19 protein-coding genes and 2 riboswitches are annotated in these 21,645 nt (G+C 31.3%); of the genes, 12 read left to right on the plus strand and 7 right to left on the minus strand.

The annotated features are described in order from the left end of the window. Nucleotides 1-141 precede the first annotated feature (141 nt). Nucleotides 142-801 carry an acetyltransferase gene (locus tag ACJDUG_RS00510; RefSeq protein ID WP_406767920.1) on the minus strand — a complete coding sequence of 220 codons (660 nt, stop codon included), beginning with the start codon at nucleotides 799-801 and terminating at the stop codon, nucleotides 142-144. Nucleotides 802-843: 42 nt separating this feature from the next. Next, nucleotides 844-1,920, minus strand: a complete 1,077-nt coding sequence (locus ACJDUG_RS00515) for a DegT/DnrJ/EryC1/StrS family aminotransferase (RefSeq protein WP_406767921.1) — start codon at nucleotides 1,918-1,920, stop codon at nucleotides 844-846. Between the two features lie 320 nt (nucleotides 1,921-2,240). Here ACJDUG_RS00515 and ACJDUG_RS00520 point away from each other — a divergent pair, with 320 nt between their 5' ends. The 5 genes from ACJDUG_RS00520 to ACJDUG_RS00540 all read left to right on the plus strand — a co-directional run bounded on the left by ACJDUG_RS00520 (nucleotide 2,241) and on the right by ACJDUG_RS00540 (nucleotide 7,697). Beyond that, nucleotides 2,241-3,410 carry an iron-containing alcohol dehydrogenase gene (locus tag ACJDUG_RS00520; RefSeq protein WP_406767922.1) on the plus strand — a complete coding sequence of 390 codons (1,170 nt, stop codon included), beginning with the start codon at nucleotides 2,241-2,243 and terminating at the stop codon, nucleotides 3,408-3,410. A gap of 94 nt (nucleotides 3,411-3,504) precedes the next feature. Beyond that, the gene (gene namA / locus ACJDUG_RS00525; RefSeq protein ID WP_406767923.1) at nucleotides 3,505-4,545 is read left to right on the plus strand and encodes an NADPH dehydrogenase NamA; all 1,041 of its coding nucleotides are present in this window, start codon (nucleotides 3,505-3,507) and stop codon (nucleotides 4,543-4,545) included. 203 nt (nucleotides 4,546-4,748) lie between these two features. After that, nucleotides 4,749-5,819, plus strand: coding sequence for an HD-GYP domain-containing protein (locus ACJDUG_RS00530; RefSeq protein ID WP_406767924.1), 1,071 nt, complete (start codon nucleotides 4,749-4,751; stop codon nucleotides 5,817-5,819). Between the two features lie 296 nt (nucleotides 5,820-6,115). Continuing rightward, nucleotides 6,116-6,262: a hypothetical protein gene (locus ACJDUG_RS00535; protein WP_406767925.1), complete on the plus strand. Its 147-nt coding sequence runs from the start codon at nucleotides 6,116-6,118 to the stop codon at nucleotides 6,260-6,262. Between the two features lie 227 nt (nucleotides 6,263-6,489). Next, a riboswitch (cyclic di-GMP riboswitch) is annotated at nucleotides 6,490-6,578 on the plus strand. Nucleotides 6,579-6,716: 138 nt separating this feature from the next. After that, complete coding sequence (locus tag ACJDUG_RS00540) at nucleotides 6,717-7,697, plus strand: hypothetical protein (RefSeq protein WP_406767926.1); 981 nt, start codon at nucleotides 6,717-6,719, stop codon at nucleotides 7,695-7,697. 134 nt (nucleotides 7,698-7,831) lie between these two features. Here the strand turns inward: ACJDUG_RS00540 and ACJDUG_RS00545 are convergent, their stop codons facing one another. Both ACJDUG_RS00545 and ACJDUG_RS00550 read right to left on the minus strand, forming a co-directional pair. Next, nucleotides 7,832-8,416, minus strand: a complete 585-nt coding sequence (locus ACJDUG_RS00545; RefSeq protein ID WP_406767927.1) for a hypothetical protein — start codon at nucleotides 8,414-8,416, stop codon at nucleotides 7,832-7,834. A 15-nt stretch (nucleotides 8,417-8,431) separates the two neighbouring features. After that, a complete protein-coding gene (locus tag ACJDUG_RS00550; RefSeq protein WP_406767928.1) occupies nucleotides 8,432-8,737 on the minus strand; it encodes a hypothetical protein in 306 nt (101 codons plus the stop codon). Between the two features lie 173 nt (nucleotides 8,738-8,910). On the opposite strand from ACJDUG_RS00550, the gene ACJDUG_RS00555 reads away from it, so the two are divergent. The 4 genes from ACJDUG_RS00555 (at nucleotide 8,911) to ACJDUG_RS00570 (ending at nucleotide 14,986) form a co-directional block, all read left to right on the plus strand. Next, entirely contained in the window at nucleotides 8,911-9,609 is a 699-nt protein-coding gene (locus ACJDUG_RS00555) for a response regulator transcription factor (RefSeq protein ID WP_406767929.1), read from the plus strand. A gap of 14 nt (nucleotides 9,610-9,623) precedes the next feature. After that, nucleotides 9,624-11,069, plus strand: a complete 1,446-nt coding sequence (locus tag ACJDUG_RS00560) for a sensor histidine kinase (protein ID WP_406767930.1) — start codon at nucleotides 9,624-9,626, stop codon at nucleotides 11,067-11,069. Between the two features lie 191 nt (nucleotides 11,070-11,260). Beyond that, a riboswitch (cyclic di-GMP riboswitch) is annotated at nucleotides 11,261-11,346 on the plus strand. A 154-nt stretch (nucleotides 11,347-11,500) separates the two neighbouring features. Further along, nucleotides 11,501-13,360 (plus strand): LPXTG cell wall anchor domain-containing protein, encoded by a 1,860-nt coding sequence (locus ACJDUG_RS00565; RefSeq protein ID WP_406767931.1) that lies wholly within the window; start codon nucleotides 11,501-11,503, stop codon nucleotides 13,358-13,360. A gap of 234 nt (nucleotides 13,361-13,594) precedes the next feature. Further along, nucleotides 13,595-14,986, plus strand: a complete 1,392-nt coding sequence (locus ACJDUG_RS00570) for a L,D-transpeptidase family protein (RefSeq protein ID WP_406767932.1) — start codon at nucleotides 13,595-13,597, stop codon at nucleotides 14,984-14,986. A 177-nt stretch (nucleotides 14,987-15,163) separates the two neighbouring features. Here ACJDUG_RS00570 and ACJDUG_RS00575 read toward each other — a convergent pair whose 3' ends face one another. From ACJDUG_RS00575 to ACJDUG_RS00585, 3 genes are all read right to left on the minus strand, one after another. Further along, the gene (locus ACJDUG_RS00575; RefSeq protein ID WP_406767933.1) at nucleotides 15,164-15,904 is read right to left on the minus strand and encodes a VCBS repeat-containing protein; all 741 of its coding nucleotides are present in this window, start codon (nucleotides 15,902-15,904) and stop codon (nucleotides 15,164-15,166) included. Between the two features lie 171 nt (nucleotides 15,905-16,075). Continuing rightward, nucleotides 16,076-17,398, minus strand: a complete 1,323-nt coding sequence (locus tag ACJDUG_RS00580) for a hypothetical protein (protein ID WP_406767934.1) — start codon at nucleotides 17,396-17,398, stop codon at nucleotides 16,076-16,078. After that, complete coding sequence (locus ACJDUG_RS00585) at nucleotides 17,391-17,915, minus strand: sigma-70 family RNA polymerase sigma factor (protein WP_406767935.1); 525 nt, start codon at nucleotides 17,913-17,915, stop codon at nucleotides 17,391-17,393. Before ACJDUG_RS00585 ends, ACJDUG_RS00580 begins: the two co-directional genes overlap by 8 nt. A 299-nt stretch (nucleotides 17,916-18,214) precedes the next feature. Here ACJDUG_RS00585 and ACJDUG_RS00590 point away from each other — a divergent pair, with 299 nt between their 5' ends. The 3 genes from ACJDUG_RS00590 to ACJDUG_RS00600 all read left to right on the plus strand — a co-directional run bounded on the left by ACJDUG_RS00590 (nucleotide 18,215) and on the right by ACJDUG_RS00600 (nucleotide 21,636). Next, the gene (locus tag ACJDUG_RS00590) at nucleotides 18,215-19,453 is read left to right on the plus strand and encodes a C40 family peptidase (RefSeq protein ID WP_406767936.1); all 1,239 of its coding nucleotides are present in this window, start codon (nucleotides 18,215-18,217) and stop codon (nucleotides 19,451-19,453) included. 292 nt (nucleotides 19,454-19,745) lie between these two features. Continuing rightward, entirely contained in the window at nucleotides 19,746-21,224 is a 1,479-nt protein-coding gene (locus tag ACJDUG_RS00595) for a SpoIIE family protein phosphatase (RefSeq protein ID WP_406767937.1), read from the plus strand. 16 nt (nucleotides 21,225-21,240) lie between these two features. Continuing rightward, nucleotides 21,241-21,636: an ATP-binding protein gene (locus ACJDUG_RS00600; RefSeq protein WP_406767938.1), complete on the plus strand. Its 396-nt coding sequence runs from the start codon at nucleotides 21,241-21,243 to the stop codon at nucleotides 21,634-21,636. The last annotated feature ends 9 nt before the right edge of the window (nucleotides 21,637-21,645 follow it).

The raw sequence follows: 21,645 nt of genomic DNA on the forward strand, positions 1-21,645 counted from the left end.
TACTCCTAGAATACTATTAGAAGTAATATACAATAATACTATGGATATTTTTATAATCTGTACTTTCACTAAAGGGATTGCCTTTAAATGATTTGTAAGTCGTTTAAGGGCAACCCCTTTTAAGTTTCATAAGCTTTAATTTTATAAATATTTTTCCCCAGCGATTCTGCCTCGAATTACTTTAGCAGGATTACCATATGCTACAACGTAATTAGGAATATCTTTTACCACATTGGCTCCAGCTCCTATTATAGTATGCTCTCCAATTGTAATTCCATGAATCACTTTCGCACCTAAGGAAACAGCTGTAAAGGAACCTATTTTAACATTTCCACCAATAGTTGAACCAGGAGCTAAACTTGAATAATTTAGCATTTTACTGTTATGATCTAAGGATGAATTATTATTTATTATGCAAAAATCACCTACTGTTGCCTCACTACTTATAGTAGTATTTGCCATTACCACTGTGCCTTTTCCTATTAATACATTCCTGGCTATTTGTGCAGAAGGGTGAATTACCTTAATAAAGTTAAACTCTGGCATATCATGTGAAATTTTATTAGAAACAATATATCGAGTGAAATTATCTCCAATTGCAATAACGCCGCCCTCTATTTTATGAGCTTTTATTAAATTTTGTAAATCTTCTTCTTTTCCAATTACTTTATATCCGAAGGAGCTAGAACCCACTTCCTTAAATCTATCAATAAGTCCAATAATTTTATACTTATTTTCTCTTTCGATACAATCAATTACAACTTTTGCATGTCCAGAAGAACCAATAACGATAATATTCAAAACAAACATCTCCTAAAGTGGTATGGAGTATCTTTTTTATAGCTAGTCCATTTTATTTATAATACTTATAATATTTTTTTGTACCGTATCTTCTAGAGAATCATACAGAGGCAAGCAAAGGATTCTGCTTGAAATAAACTCTGAATTGGGTGCCATTTGAGTTTTATCTTTTATATAAGGTAAATTATTTAAGGATGGATAGAAATATCTTCTTGGATAAATATTATCATTTGTAAGAGCTGCTTTTACTTTTAGTAAGCTTTCTTCATCTTTAAATACTATGGGAAAATAGCAGTAATTTAAGCTGCTATTAATATTATGCTCTTGTGTAACCACATTTTTACTTAAATAGTTCATGTAGTTTTCATATACTTTTTTTCTATTTTCAAATATTTTGTCTATATCATCCAATACACATAATCCCATGGCAGCTTCAAATTCATTCATCCTTCCGTTAATACCAACCTCAGTTATATGCTCCTCATCACTTATTCCAAAATTAATCAATCTTCTAGCCTTGTCATAAATTTCATCATCGTTTATTACAAGTGCACCACCTTCAATGGTATGGAAAACTTTAGTGGCATGAAAACTAAGGGTAGAAATATCTCCATAGTTTAATAAACTGTTTCCCTTGTATTTAACTCCAAAAGCATGGGCTGCATCATAAATTACTTTTAGATTAAATTTTCTTGCTATTTCATCAATTTTTTCTATATCACAGGCATTTCCAAATACATGAACAGGAATTATAGCTGAAGTATTTTTTGATATCTTCTCTTCGATTTTTTTATAATCTATATTAAAGGTGCCTTTATCTATATCTGCAAAAACTGGAGTAATACCTTGCCATACTTGACTACTAGTAGTTGCAACAAAAGAAAAAGGTGTAGTAATTGCTTCACCTTTTAATTCCAAAAGATTATAAGCAATTTGAAGGGCTATTGTTCCATTTGAAACTAAAAGTATATGCTTTATTCCTAAATATTTTTCCAACCTATTCTGTAGTTCTTTAACTAATGGACCATTATTGGTAACATGACCAAGCTTGAATATTTTTTCTAGATATGCTTCATATTTCTTTAGTTCAGGAAGGTAAATTTTCGTTACATTAATCATTTTTTCTCTCTCCTATATTATTTAATTTTGGGGACAAGCTTTTGTATTATAGTATGTAAAAGCTGAGATTTTGCTTATGAAAGATTAAAATAAAAAAACAAGGAATATAAGTATAGATTCTAAGATGAATAATAAGTGGGTTATTATTTTCAATATTAATGGCATACATTTATTTAAACTTTATAAAAATAATATTTTATAAATTAAATGCAAATTATATTCTGTTGTGTAATAATATATTTAAGTATTACTAATAATTTTTAGTAAGTACTTATTTTTATCAATTAGCATTAAATTAAAATAAATTAGGAGGAATTTAAATGAACAATTTCACATTTTTAATCTCAACCAAAATTATTTTTGGAAAAGATACTGAAAGTCTGGTTGGAAGTGAAGTGAAAAAGTATTCCAATAGAGTGCTATTGTGTACTGGCGGCGGAAGTATTAAAAAAAGTGGACTATACTATAAAGTAATTAGGTCTTTAAAAGAAAATGAAATTGAATATATAGAGTTATCAGGAATTCAGGCAAATCCAAGATTGAGCCTTGTTTATGAAGGTATAAAGCTGTGCAGTGAAAATAAGCTTGATTTTATTTTAGGAGTAGGCGGAGGAAGTGTAATAGACACCGCCAAGGCAATTGCCGTAGGGGCTCCATATGAGGGAGACGTGTGGGATTTTTATTCAATGAAAAAGATACCTGAAAAAGCACTTCCTGTTGGTGATATTTTAACTATTCCTGCTACTGGAACAGAAGCAAGTATTAGCTCTGTTATTACCAATGAGGATGGCATGTATAAAAGAGGACTAAACACTGAACTAATCAGACCTGTATTTTCAATACTAAATCCTGAATTAACCTTTACACTTCCAGATTATCAGACAGCCTGCGGTGCTTGTGATATGATGGCTCATACAATGGAAAGGTATTTTACAAATGTAGAAAACGTGGATTTAACTGATAGACTTTGTGAGGCTATATTAAAAACCATAATAAATAATACACCTATAGCACTAAAAGACAGATCAAATTACGCTGCAAGAGCTGAAATTATGTGGGCTGGAACAAATGCTCATAACGGATTAGTAGACCCTGGAAGAATAGGAGATTGGGCATCTCATGGAATTGAGCATGAATTAAGTGCCTTATATGATATTGCACATGGAGCAGGTCTTTCCATAGTTTTTCCTGCATGGATGAAATATGTTTACAAACATAATATAAATAGATTTGTGCAATTTGCAGTTAGGGTATGGGATGTAGATCTATCTTTTGAATCCAGTGAAGCAATTGCCTTAGAGGGTATAAACAGAATGATGGAATTCTTTAAGAAAATTGGACTTCCAGTTACCTTAAGTGATGCCAATATACCAGAAGATAAAATTGAGGAAATGGCTGATAAATGTACAAATAGTGATACAAAAACTGTTGGTAACTTTGTAAAATTAAATAAACAGGACATAATAAATATATACAGTTTAGCAAAATAAGAACATGTTCTCTAAAGGACTTTACCGTTATAAATTTTAAATAGCAGGGAAAGTCCTTTAATTACTAAGTAGTTACAAGGAAGGAGACAAATAAATGTCAAAATTATTTTCGGAATATAATCTAAAAAATATGAATTTGAAAAATAGAATTATAATGGCACCTATGTGCATGGACAGTGCAGATAATTATGGGAATGTAAGCTCCTGGCATTATCATCATTATGTAACTAGAGCGGTAGGTGGTACAGGACTTATTATTCTTGAAGCAACTGCAGTAGAAAGCAGGGGAAGAATAACTGATAGGGATCTAGGTATATGGCAGGATTCACATATAAAGCCTTTAAAGGAAATTGTAGAGGAATGTAAAAGGCATGGTGCAAAAATGGGTATACAGCTAGCTCATGCTGGAAGAAAGTGTGAAGTATGTGAAGAAGCTATTATAGCCCCAAGCTCTATAGCCTTTAATGAAAAATACAAAACACCAATAGAAATGAGCAAGGATGATATAAAAAGGGTAATAAGTTCTTTTAAGGATGGAGCCAGAAGAGCTAGAGAGGCAGGTTTTGATGTAATAGAAATTCATGGAGCTCATGGATACTTAATAAATGAATTTATGTCTGGTTTAACTAACAAAAGAACAGATGAATATGGCGGCAGTAAAGAAAACAGAGCTAGGTTCTTAATAGAAGTTATAAAAGCAGTAAGAGAAGAATGGCCTATGAAAATGCCATTAATATTGAGGGTTTCAGCTGAAGAATATGCAGAAGGTGGCAATAAACCTGAGGATACAGCTGAAATTATTAACTTTGCTAAGAAAGCTGGAATAGATATTATTAACGTTAGCTCAGGAGGAGTAGTGCAGGCTCATATAAATACATATCCTGGCTATCAAATAGGCTTTGCTGAGGAGATAAAAAAACACGTAAGCTTACCCGTTATTGCTGGGGGCCTTGTTACAAGTCCTCTAATGGCAGAGGAAATTCTACAAAATAAAAGGGCTGATTTAGTATATTTTGGACGAGAGTTGTTACGTAACCCATATTGGCCGTTAATTTCAGCTAAAGAGCTACAAGATGATGTAGCTTGGCCAGTTCAATATGAAAGAAGTAAAGAAGTAAGAAAAGGAGGTTTCTAATTTAAATAGAGATTAAGCTGTATATTTTAGCAGTTAAAGATTAATTTTTATTATTAATTTGCTAATTTAATTACATTTTGCGAAATTTAGGGAAAAATAATAAAAACCTTTGACAAAATATTCTATTATTAGACAAAGGATATATGATTTTTCTATAGAATTGTATAAGTAATATTATGTATTAACTATGGAAGGTGTCATATATGGTAAAAGGGAAGCAGCTATTGTATGTCCATGAATTAACTCCAGGAATGATTTTGTCTAAGGAAATAAAAGCTAATGATAAGCTTTTAATTGCGGAGGGAACAATTGTAACCCAATATGCAATAAACAAACTGAAAGAATATTATATAGACAAAAAAATTGAAGTGTACTATGGAGACTCTGGGGCTGAGCAGGATTACGAGAAAGATACTGATAGAATTAGAACTATTGAGGAAGTTCAAGAAAGTCTGGAGGAACTTACCTTCGATGTGGAAAATATTTATGAGGATATGGAAAATTTAAAAGTAACAAGTTTAGAAGAAATAAGAAAATTTGCAGTAAAAATTCAAAGTGAGTTGAAATCAGTAAACTCAGTAATTAAAAATATTGTATTATATGGCAGTGGAAAAGATACTATTTACAAACATAGTGTTAATGTAACCGCTTTAAGTACAATTCTTGGCAAATGGATAGGGTTGAGTGGCAGTGATCTTAACCTTCTTACATATTCTTCAATCCTACATGATTTTGGTAAAGTTAAAATAGATAAAGGTATTTTAAATAAACCTGGAAATTTAACTCAAAAAGAGTTTAATGTAATTAAAAAGCATCCAACAATAGGTTATAACTATATAAAGGAGATACCTTTTTTAGATAAGTCTGTAAGCTATGGCGTGCTTATGCACCATGAACGGAATGATGGCTCAGGATATCCACTAGGTTTAAAGGAAGAAAATATTCATCAGTTTGCAAAAATAATTGCTATAGCAGACACCTTTGATGCTGTAAATTCCGATAGGATTTATAAAAATAGCAAGGGACCTTTCGAAGCACTTGAAATAATTAAGAAGGAAAGTCTAGGAAGGCTTGATTATGAGTATAGTAATATTTTCTTAAATCATGTGGCAAATTATTATATAGGAGAAATGGCAGTATTAAATTCGGAGAAGATTTGCAAAATAATAAAAATAGATGTAAATGATTTAACAAGACCTCTGCTTTTGGACAACTCCGGATTTCTAGATTTGAAGCATCATAAAGAATTAACAGTTGAGAAATTGGTTTTATAATTAACAAATATAAAGACATTCCAAATTTTATTGGAGTGTCTTTTATATTTTGTTTTTGTTATGCAAATAAATCATTAGTTTCATGGGGCTATATACAATGCTTGTATACCATACCCCCCTATATCATATAAATAAACAATTAACTATCATGTGAAAATGCTAACAATGCTAGCGCGTGAAACATTGTTAAATCAATATTTAACCTGTTAATGTTTTATTTATAGTATCTTTTTTATCTTTCTGTAGTATAATATACGTATAAGAGGTATGGGTAAAACAAAACGGGAGGTGTTGTGATGAATATTTTAATGTATGTTATCAGTAAGGAGTATAGGGATAAATTAAAACAAGATTTTAATAAAGATTTATCCAATAAATTAGAGCAGGAAGTAATTCAAAATGAATTTATTTACAAGAAGGTTTTAGAAGGTAATTTGAATTAACTTAAAATTTAAGCCCATAGATCTTAAATATGACTATGGGCTTCTTTTTACTTAATTATTAAGACATTATTCAATTAATAATGTCATTTTTTTTATAATTATTACAAGTTTATTAATGTACCACCTAAAAAATACAAATTATTTCGTATAATTATTATTAGATATATTGATTTCTCATTTAATATAGAATATAATGGTAATAACTTAATATAAATCAATTATTTTATATTAGTAAATAGCAAATCCATCGAAAGGTGGAGACGCAAAGCCGTGAGTCTAAAGCAAATTTATTTGCCATGATAGTCAGGTTGCCAAAAATATAGGGTAACAGTTGTATCTTTAAGATAGGCACTGTTCTGCCTGTCTTTTTTTAATGTAAAAGTTACTTGTAGCTTGAGAAGTTAAAAATGCTGTTATCTAAAAACAAAATGTTTTATTAATTGAGAGGTGCAGTATGGTAAAAAAGTGGAGTTTAGAAGAACAAAAGTATTTATCTGAAAATTGGGGACAAGTTGATCTTAGAGTTATTATGGAGGTTCTAGATAGAAGCTATGACAGCGTAGTTAGAAAAGCTCAAAGATTAGAGCTAGATACAAATAAATATCTCAAAGAGAATTTAACCAATAGGTGGTCTGAGCAGGAAGAAAATGTACTTAATAATTTTTATCAGGTTAAACCAATGAATGAATTAATGTTATTACTACCCAATAGAACAAGGGAGAGCATAATTAAAAAGGCTAAACAATTAGGCCTTAATTGTGAGAATCGGCATTGGCTTACAGAAGAAGTAACATATTTAGAAGAAAAATGGGGCGTAATGACAATAGAAAATATTGCAAAGAAGCTTGCCAGAACTAAAAATGCTGTTTTACTAAAAGCCCACAAAATAGGACTTAGGGAGCAGATAATTGCAAATGGCGAATATCTAACTCCAAAGGATATTTCTAACATTTTAGCTGTTGGAACAAGAACTGTTTATAATTGGATGGATAAAGATTATTTAAAATATAAGAGATTTAGAATAAATTCAATAAAAAAATATCAAATATCAATAGATAACTTTAAACTTTTTATAGAGGAACACGAAGATAAATGGAATACTAGAACAGCAGATATTAAATTTATTACATCGTGCTATACCACTTTCAGAGACATAGCAAATACTAAAGTACCAGAATGGTTGCTGCAAAAAATTAATGTAGACAAGCAAAAGAAACTTCCCTCATGCCGAAAGCAGTGGACAATTAAGGAAGAGAATAGGGTAAAGTCAATGATTAATGGAGGCAAAACCTGTAAGGAAATAGCACTATTATTAAATAGAAGCTTTTATTCAGTACAAGATAAAATAAGCAGCAAAAGGCATGAATATTTTCAAGGCAATAATATAACATCATCAAATTTAAAGGAAATGGACCAAATTTTAATAGGTGGATAAAGATTTACATAAAGTTGGTTACTATAAGCAGCCTTAGGTTGATAAACAAACTCTCACATAATAAATGAAGATAAAAGGGGGATTTTGCAAACTATTTTAAAGATAGTTTGCAAAATCCCCCTTTTATTTATACATTATGCACCTGCTGTAGAGGATTGAGCTGAGCTATTTGCAGAAGCACTTTGAAATAAGCTTAATAAGGAATCTAAATCAGAACTTAAATTAGTAAGTTTACTAATTCTTGTGTTTTGAATACTTATTACTTTATCTAAATCAGAAGCTGCTGCATCATATTTTTTGCCTTGCACGTCTGATTTAAATTGAGTAAAGGCTTGTTTCATGGTGCCATTGGTAGCTTGTAAGGTGGACATATCATTTTGAATTAATTTAAGTTGTGCTTCAATTTTACTTAAATCATCAGAAGTTAATTGTTTTTTACTTTGTTTAATATTATTAATGGCCGCTTTTACAGCGGCTCTTTTATCAGTTACTGTTTTTCTAAGTCCTTGAATGGTCTCATGATTTTTCTTTATTGTATCTTTTTTCTGAAGCATATTCGCTTTAAATTGCTGTCTTTCCTGAACTAACTGAAGGTGCTGCTGTTGTTTAATAAGTCCATCACCAAATGTAGTGCTTGTTCCTTGTGCATGAACAGCCATAGGCATTATAAGAGCTGCTGAAATCAATGATGAAATTACCTTAAGTTTTAATTTTTTCATTTTAAAAACATCTCCTTAATTTATATTATTTATTATTGACTCTGTTGTATTTATATCCGAACTATTATCTAGGCCATTTAAGGTGCTATCTAAATTATCTATCATATTAGAGGCTTTCTCCATTTCTTTATTTGTTGATGAGGCAGCATCAGCTGATCCACGCGCCGCATTAACATCTGCTGAAGTAGTATTATTATTTTGAACATGGCTTTGAGTAGTGGGTTTTGCATTATTTGCTGCAGTTGTTAATGTACCGCTTCTTTCACAGCCAGCAGCTAAGAAACATATAAGCATTAAGGTTATTAATAAAATCTTTTTCAATAATATCCCTCCTGTATTCCTAATTCTCCTTACAAATAAAGTTTACCATTTTAATATAGGTTAAATCTCCGATAAAATGTGGCAGAATTGTGGCAAGCTTTTAGCAGTTATATTACATATCAAAAGCAAATGTTATAATATATTGTAAGTTGTTTATATGAGGTGAAAATGACATGGAACAAAAACTTATATATATAGCAGATGATGAAATCAAGATTCAAGAATTAATAAAAATGTTTTTAGTTAAGGAAGGCTACGGAGTGGAAGCATTTACGAGTGGAGAGGAGCTTTTAAAGGCATTTAAGGAAAGAGCTGCTGACATGCTTCTTCTGGATATTATGATGCCAGGAATAGATGGACTTTCTGTCTGCACTCAAATACGAAAGGAAAGCAACGTACCAATTATTATAATTTCCGCAAAGGACGGAGAATCTGATAAGATTGCTGGATTAATGCTGGGCAGTGATGACTATATGACTAAACCCTTTAGTCCAGTAGAACTAGTTTTAAGAGTAAAAAGTATATTTAAGAGAATGGAATTTGAGAAAACTAGAGAGAGTAATTCAGAATTAATAAACATAATAGATGTAACTATTTATACTGAAGGCAGATATGCGGTTTGTAATGATCATGATTTAAAGCTTACTTCAATGGAATTTAATTTATTTCTTTATTTAGTGAAGAATATAAATAAGGCAGTATCTAGAGAAGAACTCCTAAATAAAGTTTGGGGCTTTGATATGGAAGTAGATACGCGTGCAACTGATGATATGGTAAAAAGAATAAGAAGGAAGCTTAATAATGAAGGTGCTGCACTTAAAATAGAAACCTTGTGGGGCTATGGGTTCATGATTTCTGGTAAACAGGAATAGGAAGGGTTAAATATATGAATAATTCTAAAAAAACTATTAGGAAAAGTATATTTTTATCACATATATCCATTATTATAATATTGGTAATTTTAACTTCCATAGTATTTAATATATGCATTAATATTTATGTAAGGTATCAAACAAGGAATCAACTTTTATCTGCTGCTCAAATTATTCAGAAATCATTAAACACCCAGCTTATAGGCAGTACAAAGGATAATACTTCTACTGATGAAAAAACAGAACTAAACTCTCTATTAAAAATAAATAGAATACTAAGACAAACCCAAACCTTTCTTGACATAAAATATGCAGTGGTAAACGTAAATAATAAGGTGATCTTTCCAAGGAATTTAGTAAGTGAAGAGGCGAATATATTAAATATTGACATACTACCTTCCTTAGGTAAGAAAAATATTTTAGGCAGTGGGCTGAAAAAGAATAGAATAGAATACTTTAGTGCTTCCAATATAAAGTATGCGGCGCTAATACATCCCTTTGCTTCAGAAAATAAAAAATCATTAGGAAATTTAATACTCTATTCAGATATGAAAAATAGTAATCAGCTTATACTTTCAATTAATATAATACTTTTTTCCATAATGCTTGTTGCTGCAATTATTGCATTGATAATTTCAAATACTGTATCTAAAAAGATTTCTAAACCAATTTCTCTTTTAAATGAAAATGCCAAGAAAATAGGTGACAGAGATTATAAAATTGTACCTGAAAAATATGAGGATAATGAAATAGGAGAATTGGCAGAGACAATGAAAGCAATGGCAGAAAAGCTTGCAGCTTATGACTCTACCATGAAGACCTTCATGCAAAATGCCTCACATGAACTTCGTACACCATTAATGTCAATACAAGGGTACGCAGAAGGAATAAAGCTTGGAGTAATAGAAGATACAAATAGTGCAGCTGATGTGATAATTGATGAGAGCAAAAGGCTAACGAATATTGTGGAGGAACTTCTATATTTATCTAAGCTAGATTCCATGCAGGAGGCTTTTAACCTTGAAGCCTTAAATACTGAAGACCTTCTTAAGGACTGTATAGATAGAGTAAAGGGGATTGCCCTGAAAAATGGTGTGAACATAAGACTAACTTCTAAGGATAAAGATTTAGTGATTATGGCGGATGAGGAGAAATTATCAAGAGCTATAATTAATATATTGGGAAATTGCTTGAGATATTCTAGAAAAGAAATTAGTGTAAGTCTTGAAAGTTTAGGTAACAGTATTAGTATAATCATAAAAGATGATGGGCCGGGCTTTGATGCGCAGGAATTAAAGAATATCTTTGACAGATTTTATAAGGGAAAAGGAGGTAAACATGGACTTGGACTTGCAATTACAAAGAGTATAATAGAAAAACATAATGGAAGGGTTACAGCTGAAAATAACAGCAGGTCAGGAGCATGTTTTAAAGTTATTTTACCTAAAGTAGTTGAATAAAGACCTAAATAGATTTAGTTAAATAATTTTGTTAATGGAGCTTGCAGAAGAGAAATAAACTTTTACTGTAGGTTCCTTTTTGATTTCATATATTATAGGTATGGTAAAATATTACTTCACAATATTGCTATATCTTGATATAATTTTAAATATAACTACATAATCTATCATAAATTGTTAAAATAAGGTACCATAGATAAAGGCAAACCTATTGAAAGATAGAGACGCAAAGCCACGGGCCTAAAGTTTATTAAGCTAAGGCAGCCGGGTTACCTAAATAGTATAGTTTACGCTTTTACTTATCTAACACCATGTATTAATATTGCAGTTAGGTATATCTATGGATTTGTTTGGAGGTGTATACCTGAGAGAAAATAGTGTCCATAGCTATATTTTATTATTAATTTTATTAATACAAGGGGGAATAAAAGATGGGGAAAAGAAAGTTACTAAGTGCTGTTACTGCAGTACTGTTTTTGCTTCAATTGATTTTTGGAGCTGGGTTTACAGGGAAGGTTAAGGCTGAAACAGCTAGCTCTTCTCTTCCAACGTTTATGGATGTTAGAAAAGAAACATTGGGCTTTGCTTATCAATATAAAAATAAGACAATTGTTAATAATACAGTAATTGTTGACAACAATATTAAATTCTTTGTTGAAGAGAACGGCCAAAAACATATAATTTCTGAAGACTTTAATCTTATAAGGCATTTAACTTACATAGGTGTATACAATGATAATGCTTATGTAGCTTCAAATAAAGACGATTCAAGCCAGCCATATGCAATATATAAGGCGAATTTAAATACCTATAAGATGGAACTTGTAAAAAATGTACCTATCTACGGTGATGGAAAAGCATACATTACAGATTACAAAATAGATGCAAATGGAGTATTCTGGTTTGCAGCACAGCAAAACAATATTCCAATCTATGATGCAAATGGAAGAATTATAGATTATAATACAAAATACATAATATATAATGATAAGGGATTTTCCCATGAGGAACTTGTTCTTCAAAAGGGATCTTCTTCATATAACACATATGGTAAGCTTCAGCAAGGCTTAGACGGAAGTATGTGGTTTTTTAAATCCCTTACGCTTGGTGCCGATAATAAAGTATATAAAATCTTAAAGGATAACACAATTAAGGAATATTCAATAAATAGTACAAATCATATTGAGGCAATTTATCCTGGAGCAAATAATACATTACTTGTATACACTCAAGAAATTTCTCCCGTTAACGATGCTGTAGTAAAAAAGGTTGTTCAAAAGTATTCAGTTAACGATAATGGTCTTAGCCTCCTGAAAGAATATGATGTATCTGCAAAACAATTTTTTGCATCAGGTGACATCAATGGGAACATGTGGATTGACATAGATGGGGTTGTTTCAAAGCTGGAGGACCAAGGTTTTGTAGATAAGTATATTGTTAATAGTGGTATGATGGGCCTTAATGTGTATGATGATCAGCATTTAGTTACATGTGGTATTGTAGGATTTGGTTATACACCAATATCTATAGATCAAGCTTTGCCAGGAGCTCCAACACTAGGAGATACTACTTCAGCAGCGCCTGCTTCAGAAAAATTCACTACAAGTATTAATGGCAAAGATGCCATCATAACATTAAATTCAAGTAAAATATCTAAGAATGCTGTAAATGAAATAACACCAGTTATACCTACAGTTGTACAAACTATAGAAGCTAAAATTGATGCTGCTTCTATAAATGGTGGGACAGGAAGCATAAAGCTTAATACTAATAATGTTATAGTCAACCTTCCATTTTTTGCTATAGATTTTAATGGATTAAGTCAAGGTGACTTTGTTAATTTAAAACAAAATTTAGTTGTAGGGGATGCTGCTTTAAATTCACTTAAAAGCATAGGAAAAATATTTGATTTTAGCCTTTCTGCATATAAACAAGACAGTACGAAAATAAAGGATATACATGCATTTAAAAGTGGAAATGCTAATATATCAGTAAAACTGTCTAAAGATGAAGTTAAGGGCTTAGATATTACAAAACTAGCTGCTTTCTACTATAACGAAAATACAAAGCAGTGGGAAAAAGTTGGAGGAAGCTATAATAAAGATACAATGACCTTTACCTTTGAGACTAGTCACTTTAGTAAGTTTACTATTGCTGAAGTAAATGGTTTACTTCCTCAGACAGGATCAGTAATAAATTTTAATAATTTAATGCTGCTAGCTTTTACATTTATAATAATTGGAGGCATTATGTTCTTTAGAAAAGATAAAGCAGTAAAAGCAGGTAATTAATAAAAGTAGAGTCTAATCTGTCAAAAAACCTAGAGAAAATTCTCTAGGTTTTTTAATTATTACTTAAATATTAACAATGGTTTTAAAAATAAATATTGCCTCATAAAATGAATTATGGGCTTTGCATTAAATAAAGGAAGTAATTCGTCTATATAATTAAAGAGCTTATAAATAATACATATGCATGGACAACCATTAATTGTTCAAGGCTAGTAATTCATAGGGGCTGGTATTATGGAAAAGGAAAAACAAGAACCTAAACCAAGAAAAATTTTATTGGTCATTTTAATTCCTCTTTGCTCTTTACTAATAATATATTTTGGAATAACTTTATACTTTATAAACCATTATTACTATGGTTCCTCCATTAACTGCATCAATGTTTCAGGAAAAACTGTAGAAGAAGTAAAAAGTGAAATGTCATCAAAGCTTCAAGATTTTACCTTGGAACTGAAAGAGAGAGGTGGAGCAAAAGAAGTAATAAGTGCAGTAGATATAGACTTAGGGTATACTTCAGAGGAGGAATTTAAGAAATTAAAGGATAAACAAAGTGCATTTAAATGGATTACTGCATTTAGTAATAAAAAAGCTAATGAAATTACTGTTGGTGTTACCTTTGATAGAGAATTATTAAAAAAGCAGCTTGATAAGCTTAACTGTCTTAATAACAGTAATATTGTTGAACCTAAGAATCCTAGCTTTAAGTATACAGACAGTGGGTATATTATTGTACCTGAAACCTTAGGAAATAAAATTAATAAAGATGTATTATATACTGAAGTTGAAAAAGTAATTTCAAAGGAAGGGACTTATTTAGATTTAGAAGCTATAAATTGTTATGTAAATCCACAATATACTTCAAAATCTGAAAAAGTAATTGAGACTAAAAATATTCTTAATAAATATGCAGCCTCCAAAATCACCTATAATATTGGAGATAAAAATGAAATAGTAGATGGAACAATAATAAATAAGTGGCTTAGTGTAGATGAAAACTTTACTGTTAGTCTTGATGAGGTAAAGGCAAAGAGTTATTTAACTGGACTCCTTAATAAGTATAATACCATTGGGAAAACAAGAAATTTTCCTACTACATCAGGAAAAACAATAAAGATTAGCGGAGGGGATTATGGTTATGCCATTAATACTGTAGCAGAAACGCAGGACTTTATTGCTGCAATAAAAGAAGGAAAAATTTTAACAAAAGAACCTAAATATTCTCAAACAACTTTTTCAGCTATTACAAGTGATATTGGAAACACCTATGTTGAAATAGATATGACAAATCAGCATCTATGGTTTTATAAAAAAGGCTCTCTTATGGCCCAGGGAGATATCGTTACTGGAAACGTTAATGCAGGGCACAAAACACCTTCAGGTATCTACAGGTTAAAATACAAACAAAAGGGTGCTGTTTTAAGAGGCCCGGATTATGCTGCACCTGTTACCTACTGGATGCCCTTTAACGGAGGAATTGGTTTACATGATGCCAGCTGGAGAAGCAGATTTGGGGGGAATATATATAAAACAGATGGCTCTCATGGCTGTGTAAATCTTCCCTTCAGCTTAGCCAAGACCATATTTGAAAACATCGACCCCGGAACTCCGGTGGTATGTTTCTATTAGGGACGGTTAATGACTTTCATCACTTTTACTTGTGTTACTTGGGGACGGTTAACATTTTATTGTACTTCTTAGTTGAATGTACATTGTTGTTAACCGTCCCCTTCTAGAGTGAAAATTGTTCTTAACCGTCCCCATTGGCACCATTGACATTGGACCCATAGGATAATAAATATTAAGTTAATATAGAGAGATTAAATTAGTACCAGGTATAGCAGCAAATATTCTTGAGGATACAAAATTATGGCCATCCCAAGTCAAAAAGTTTTGAATATAGCCTAAGGTATCACTGTTAGTAGTACCTATAATACGCTGAAAAGCAAGCAAATCAAAAGAATTACTTCTTTCATTATTTACAACAGGGATTAAGGCACCTATAGCAAGTACTTCTCCTTGAATAGGTTTCTTTAACCTGCCGTCTTCGTTATAATATAGAGATAAATAATCATAGCCTTTATAGCTAATGTCTAGTACAAAAAGTTTATTTAGCAGTACATTGGCTACATGGACTTTGTAGAAATCAGCATAATCAACTTTATATATATACTCCTTATTGTAACTGTCAAAGTTAAATATCTCCTGAAGATTATTATTCTTAAAAGAATAAATATAAAAGAATCCATAGCCGCCGCTGCCGCCTGCATCAATACTTACCTTTATATCATCAACCTTATCTTTAGTAAAGTCACCAAGAAACAAGCTTGCATTATACCCTGAATTAAACTCAGGAGTAATGGTTTCTCTTTGTTTTGTAGACCCATCCTCAATTACAACTGTAATATTATCAGCAAAAATTCCTTTAGAGCCATCAGGCTTGCTGCCAAATAGGGAAACCTTATCAGGAATGCCATCACCAGTTACATCTCCAAGCTTCATGTCCAGTAAATATAACCTTGGGGGAAAAGGATTTACAATACTCATTTTGTACCTTCCTGTATATTATTTATTATAAAAATATTATATGATGGCTCAATTTGTTATGCTAATAATTTTAACTTTAAGCACTACATGCTTATTTTAGCCCCTTAAATAGTTAACCTATTTAAGGGGCTTTTAAATGCATATTTTTTTAATAATGCCATAGACTTTCTCCTAAAACTGAAATTTCCATGGTCCTTTTAATATTGTATTAAATTCTGAAAGCTTTAAATTTATGCTTTCATCCTTTGGTTTAACTTCAAATTCAAAATAGTTTACAGTTCTATTATCACGGTTTAAGTTCCAGCTATAGCCCATGCTTCTATTGGAGTTAATTGCTTCTATTTTTAACTCACTTAAATTTTCTGCCTTGCTAGAATCAAAATTTGTATCTACATAAACTCTTATATGATTATCAGTTCGTACTACATTTTTTACAGTGAGAGTATAACCATTTATATTAAATTTCTTATTTACTTCAAGCTGGCCTTCCTTTGGTATAGGAAGCCTAATGCTTTTATTTATTTTATAGGTCAAGTTTACTTCAGGTATTTCAACTGTATAGTTTTTGGCATCACTCTTTGGTACAAAATAAAACTCTGACAAAGGTGGTGAATATTGCTGAGGATATTGTAAGTCATAAATTCTTCCTAAGTTATCCTTTAAGGTTATATCCAGCTTTCCATAATTATCAAGGTCAATTTGCTGCCCATAAGCTTCTACAACCCTGTTTTCTGAAGGATGCTGTACTAAGTTGAATGTAATCTTACCATCTTCATTTCCGGCCACCAAGGTTATACCTAGATTGTTCTTAATATCCGTTGGACCCATAGCTGCATAATTTTCAAAGCTTTTAGCTGGGCTTAAAGTAATGTGTATATTACTTTTGTCAGGTAAAATAATGCTAAAGCTATTCATATCCTCAGGTATATTATTTAAACTTAAGCCTCCGTTCCATATATCTGAGCTGATGGAGAGAGAGTATCCTAGCTTATTATAGCTTTTTCCTTTATCATCAGTAATAAATATATTTTTAAAATCTTCAAATCCCATGTGCTTATTACCTTCCATACCAATTGATAAGAAATTTCTATCTCTTACAGATGATTTCACAACTATTTCTCCACCATTATAGCTTAACTTAACTGGCCTAGGCAGCACATAAAGTTCCCATCCCTGATTTTGCTCTACCTTTCCAACTCCAGGAATAAAGTAAAGCTTTTTAACTATTTCAGCTACAACCTTTTGCCCTGAAGGAGTATAACCTGTGAAAATAAGGAGTGCTGCTACTGAAGCTGCAATAAACACTTTACTTAACTTGAAAATTCTTTTTCTTGGAGTTTTATTAAGCCTTCTTACAACATTATTCTTAATTCTATTTATCTGCTTATCACTTAATTCTTCCTCTTTAAAGTCAAGGCCTTGAATAAGCTTCATACTATCTTTCTCTGAAAGGCTGCTCATAAAATCAAATATATCCTTATCTTCTCTACTCATTTATACTCCTCCCTTCCATAAGGCCTAATATTTCTCTCAATTTCTTCTTTCCTCTCCAAAGTCTGTTGTCAACAGCCTGTCTGCTAAGGCTCATATAACTGCATATATATTCAATGCTCTGTTCCATAAAGTATCTTCTTAAAAACACCTCTTTGTCTATGGAATTAAAAGACATAATTGCTTCAATAATTTCATCTTTTTTTTCCTTAAACAAAAGGTTTTCTTCAATAGCTTCATTAGAAGAAAGCTGTAATTCTTCAAAATCAACAATCTTATTTTTCTTCAAGAGCGCCTTCTTAATATTTAAAGCCTTGTACTTGCAAAGTATTAAAAGCCATGTTTTCATGCTTCCTCTGCTTTCATCAAACTTATCTATGTTGTCCCAAGCCTCTATAAAAACATCCTGAACACATTCCTCAATGTCCTGCTCTGAGCCTGTATCAATAAGGATGCTTTTAGCTACCCCATAGACAGAGCCCATATATAAAGCCATGAGCCTTTCAATATCTGGTTTCACAGTATAATTCCCCCCAGCATAACCATCCCAAATTCTTCTTCATATATTACTACAATTTAAATTATAGATTTCTCCCATAGAATAACAACTTTTTTTAAATATAATTAGATGAAAGTTATCTGGCGTTAATAATCAGTAGTTTTAGCCTTAGATATCTCACTATGGTCTATAGTAAATTCTGTAAAAAATAAAAGTTTGTAAAGATTATACTTAATTTTATCCATAATAATCCGATAATAGAAAGTAGATGGAAATAATAAAGTTGAAAAACCTGAAAGAGATCGATGGGAGTTGTGGGAATGAAATTTACAAATAAAGTAACAAGTATAATATTATCTACAGCTGTGATAATAACTTCGAGTACAACCGTATTTGCTGATCCAACAGTTGATTCTCTTAATAACCAAAAACAGCAGCTAGAGAATCAAAAGAAGCAAGATAACTCGAATATGCAGAAAAGCCAATTAAATGCTGATAGTGCTCAAAAGGATATAAATAATCTTAATACACAGATTCAGATGTTAGATTCTAAAATAGAAAGTCTTAATCGGACTATAGAAGATACAAAGACAAAAATAACTGCTAAAGAAGCAGATATACAAACAGCTCAAAAGAATTATGATGAAGCTGAAGAAGAGCTTAAAGATGAACAGGACTTATTCAATAAAAGAATGAGGGCTATGTATATAGCAGGAGATGATCAATATATAAGTATTCTGTTATCATCAAAAGATATCAACGATTTTCTTTCAAAGGCACAAGCTATTGTGTCAATAATTAATTTTGATAATAAATTAATAAAAGATTTTCAAGATAAAAAAGAAAAAATTAAGTCTGCAGAAGCTACCTTAATGAAGGATAAAGATGAACTAACGACATATAAGAAGGAAAATGAAAGCAAATTAGCTGAAGTTCGAAGTAATATTGAAAATCAAAGGCAGTTAGTAGCAGAGGCAAAAAGTAGACAAGCTTATTATATTAGTCAAATAAGCGAATATAGAAATAAGGTTGCAGCGGAAGAGAAGCAAGTTCAAGATACAATTAAAAAATTACAAGCCTTAGCTCAGTCTCAACCGCAAAATAATGGAGTAGGAGTACCAGCAGCCCCAAATGCAATAGTAGCTTATGCTTATACCTTTCTAGGAGATCCTTATGTTTGGTCTGCAGAAGGTGAAATTCTTACTCAAGCAGTTATAAATGAGTATAAAAATACTGATCATGATTTAACTGGTATGGAAGGATATATAGGTAGACAATCCTTTGATTGTTCAGGCCTTATGCAGTATGTATACGCACATTTTGGAATACATATCAGCAGAACTACTTACACACAAATTAATGAAGGAACCCCTGTGAGCAGAAATAATCTACAGCCAGGTGATCTGATATTCTTTGGAACCTATAGTGATCCTCACCATGTTGGGATGTACGTAGGAAATAACTGCTATATACAAGCACCATATAGCGGAGATGTAGTAAGGGTAAGTTCTTTAGATAATGCAGATCAATATCTATGTGCTAGAAGAATATTAAAATAACAATAAGTTAGGAAGCTGCATGTAGTGCGGCAATGCCAATAAAGTAAAATGCCAGACACAGACTTTTATAAAGGTTATGTCTGGCTTTATATTACCCATGATAGTTGTTGCAAAATTCGAAAAATTGTGGAAAATGTATGAACTATGATGAATATTGTCAAATAATATGATAATATGATAATATGATAATATTAGATAATGTTGGATAATGTTAGATATTAATTAATAAATTGGAATCAGAACCGTAGTTTTTTTAATTAGTAGCTAATATTAGTGATAGGGGTGAAGCTAATTGAAGGCTGCTAATTCTTACAATGAACTTAAAGAATATGATTTAAATGTAATTATGGAGACTAGTAATTTTAATTACGCTGTACTCTTGAATGGAATATTAAAAGGTATAACAGATATAATCGGCGTGTACAAGCCTGATGGAACAATAATGTTTTACAACGATGTGGGGTATGCCTTTTTCAACACCACTCATGAGCAAGTTGTAGGTAAAAAGTGCTTTGAAAGCTTAGGTAGATCCTGCAGGTGCAAAGTTTGCACAACTGAAATGGCTTTAAAAACTAGAAGTTTAGTGAGAATAGAAAAATACATTCCTGAGCTTGATAAATACATGGATTGCAGATGTAACCCTGTCATTGATAGAGATGGGAAAGTAGTTCTTGTTGTTGAACAGCTAAGAGATATTACTGAAAGAAGAAAGCTGGAAAATGCAGTTAAGGAAAGCGAAGAAAGATACAAAAAGATTGTTGAACTTTCTCCTGATGGAATAGTTATTATAAGCGAAGACAAGGTAGTGTTAGCCAATAATGCTGCTGCAAAAATTTTGGGACAATCTATAGAAGAAATAATAAATAAAGATGTAGCTCAATATGTTGCACCTGACTATATACATATATTAAAGGAAAGAATGAAGCAGATTCTTGAGAAAGAAATTTCTATAAACCAATTTGATTATAAGCTGCTTAATTTGGACGGAAGCACAATTGATATACAGGTTTCTTCAAGCTTTTTGATTCATGGGGGTAAGCCATCTATACAATGTGTACTTCGTAACATTACTGATTTTAAAAAACAGCTAAATAATGCATCTAAGATCCAAAGACAGTCGCTTATAAAGGAGTTTCCTATAGCAAATAAAGCTCTTATGGAAACAATTTATTTACCTGCTAAAACTGTCAGTGGGGATAATTATTGTATTTATGAAATAAATGAGAACTTTGCCATAGGAATTATATATGACGTTAGTGGAAAAGGAATTACAGCAGCTCTCAATGTTTCAGCCTTTAACGTGCTTTTTAATGAGGCAATAATAAAATATAAAAATCCAATGGACATTTTAGTATATCTTAATCAAAAAGCATCGGATTACTTAGGTGAAAACTATGTTGCTGCTAACTGTTTCAGCTTTGATTTTATTAGAAAAGAAGCTGTTATTGTAGGGGCAGGGGTTAGTAGGTTTGCATTCTCTAAAAAAAATCAGTATTTGAAAGAGAAGATAGTTAAGGGTGCATTTATTGGAATGTTTCCCAATAGTAAATTTGATGAAATGAGAATTAGCTTTGACAAAGGAGATAGGTTTTGTTTCTTTACTGATGGTTTTGATGAACTCTTTGACAGCAAAGATGGTATATTGAATTTACCAAATGCAGAGACCTTAGAAAAACTTAAACAGGAGATAGATAACAATCTATTGAGTAAGTCCCTCATAGTAGAAAATGTAATGGACGATTGTACTTTATTAGCAATAGAAATTATATAAGAAGGTGATATTAGATATGGGTAAAAGCGGAAGCTATGTATTATACGGAGTATCAGAAAGAGATAAGATAATAAGTGATATAGTTGACAGCCTTGGAGCAGAGGATTCATGCTTTGATTTACGATTAATATTAACAGAAGGGCTTACAAATGCGTATAAACATGGAAATGAAGAAAATCCAGAACTACCAATTTACTTAAGATATTTTTACGAACCTGAAATTGTTACCTTTGAAATTGAAGACTCAGGAACTGCTTGTGGTGAAATAAAAATTATTGAGGAAATATCAAGCGAGAACCTTTTGGAGGATAGCGGCAGAGGCCTATTCTTGATTAAGTGCTACTGCGATGAGGTAAAGATGATAAACAATATTTTAATTATGCAAAAACATTTATATAAATCAGCAGTATGAATATAGGGG

Origin of the sequence: Candidatus Clostridium stratigraminis (assembly GCF_045310675.1) — a bacterium.
GTDB lineage: Bacteria > Bacillota > Clostridia > Clostridiales > Clostridiaceae > Clostridium_AT > Clostridium_AT stratigraminis.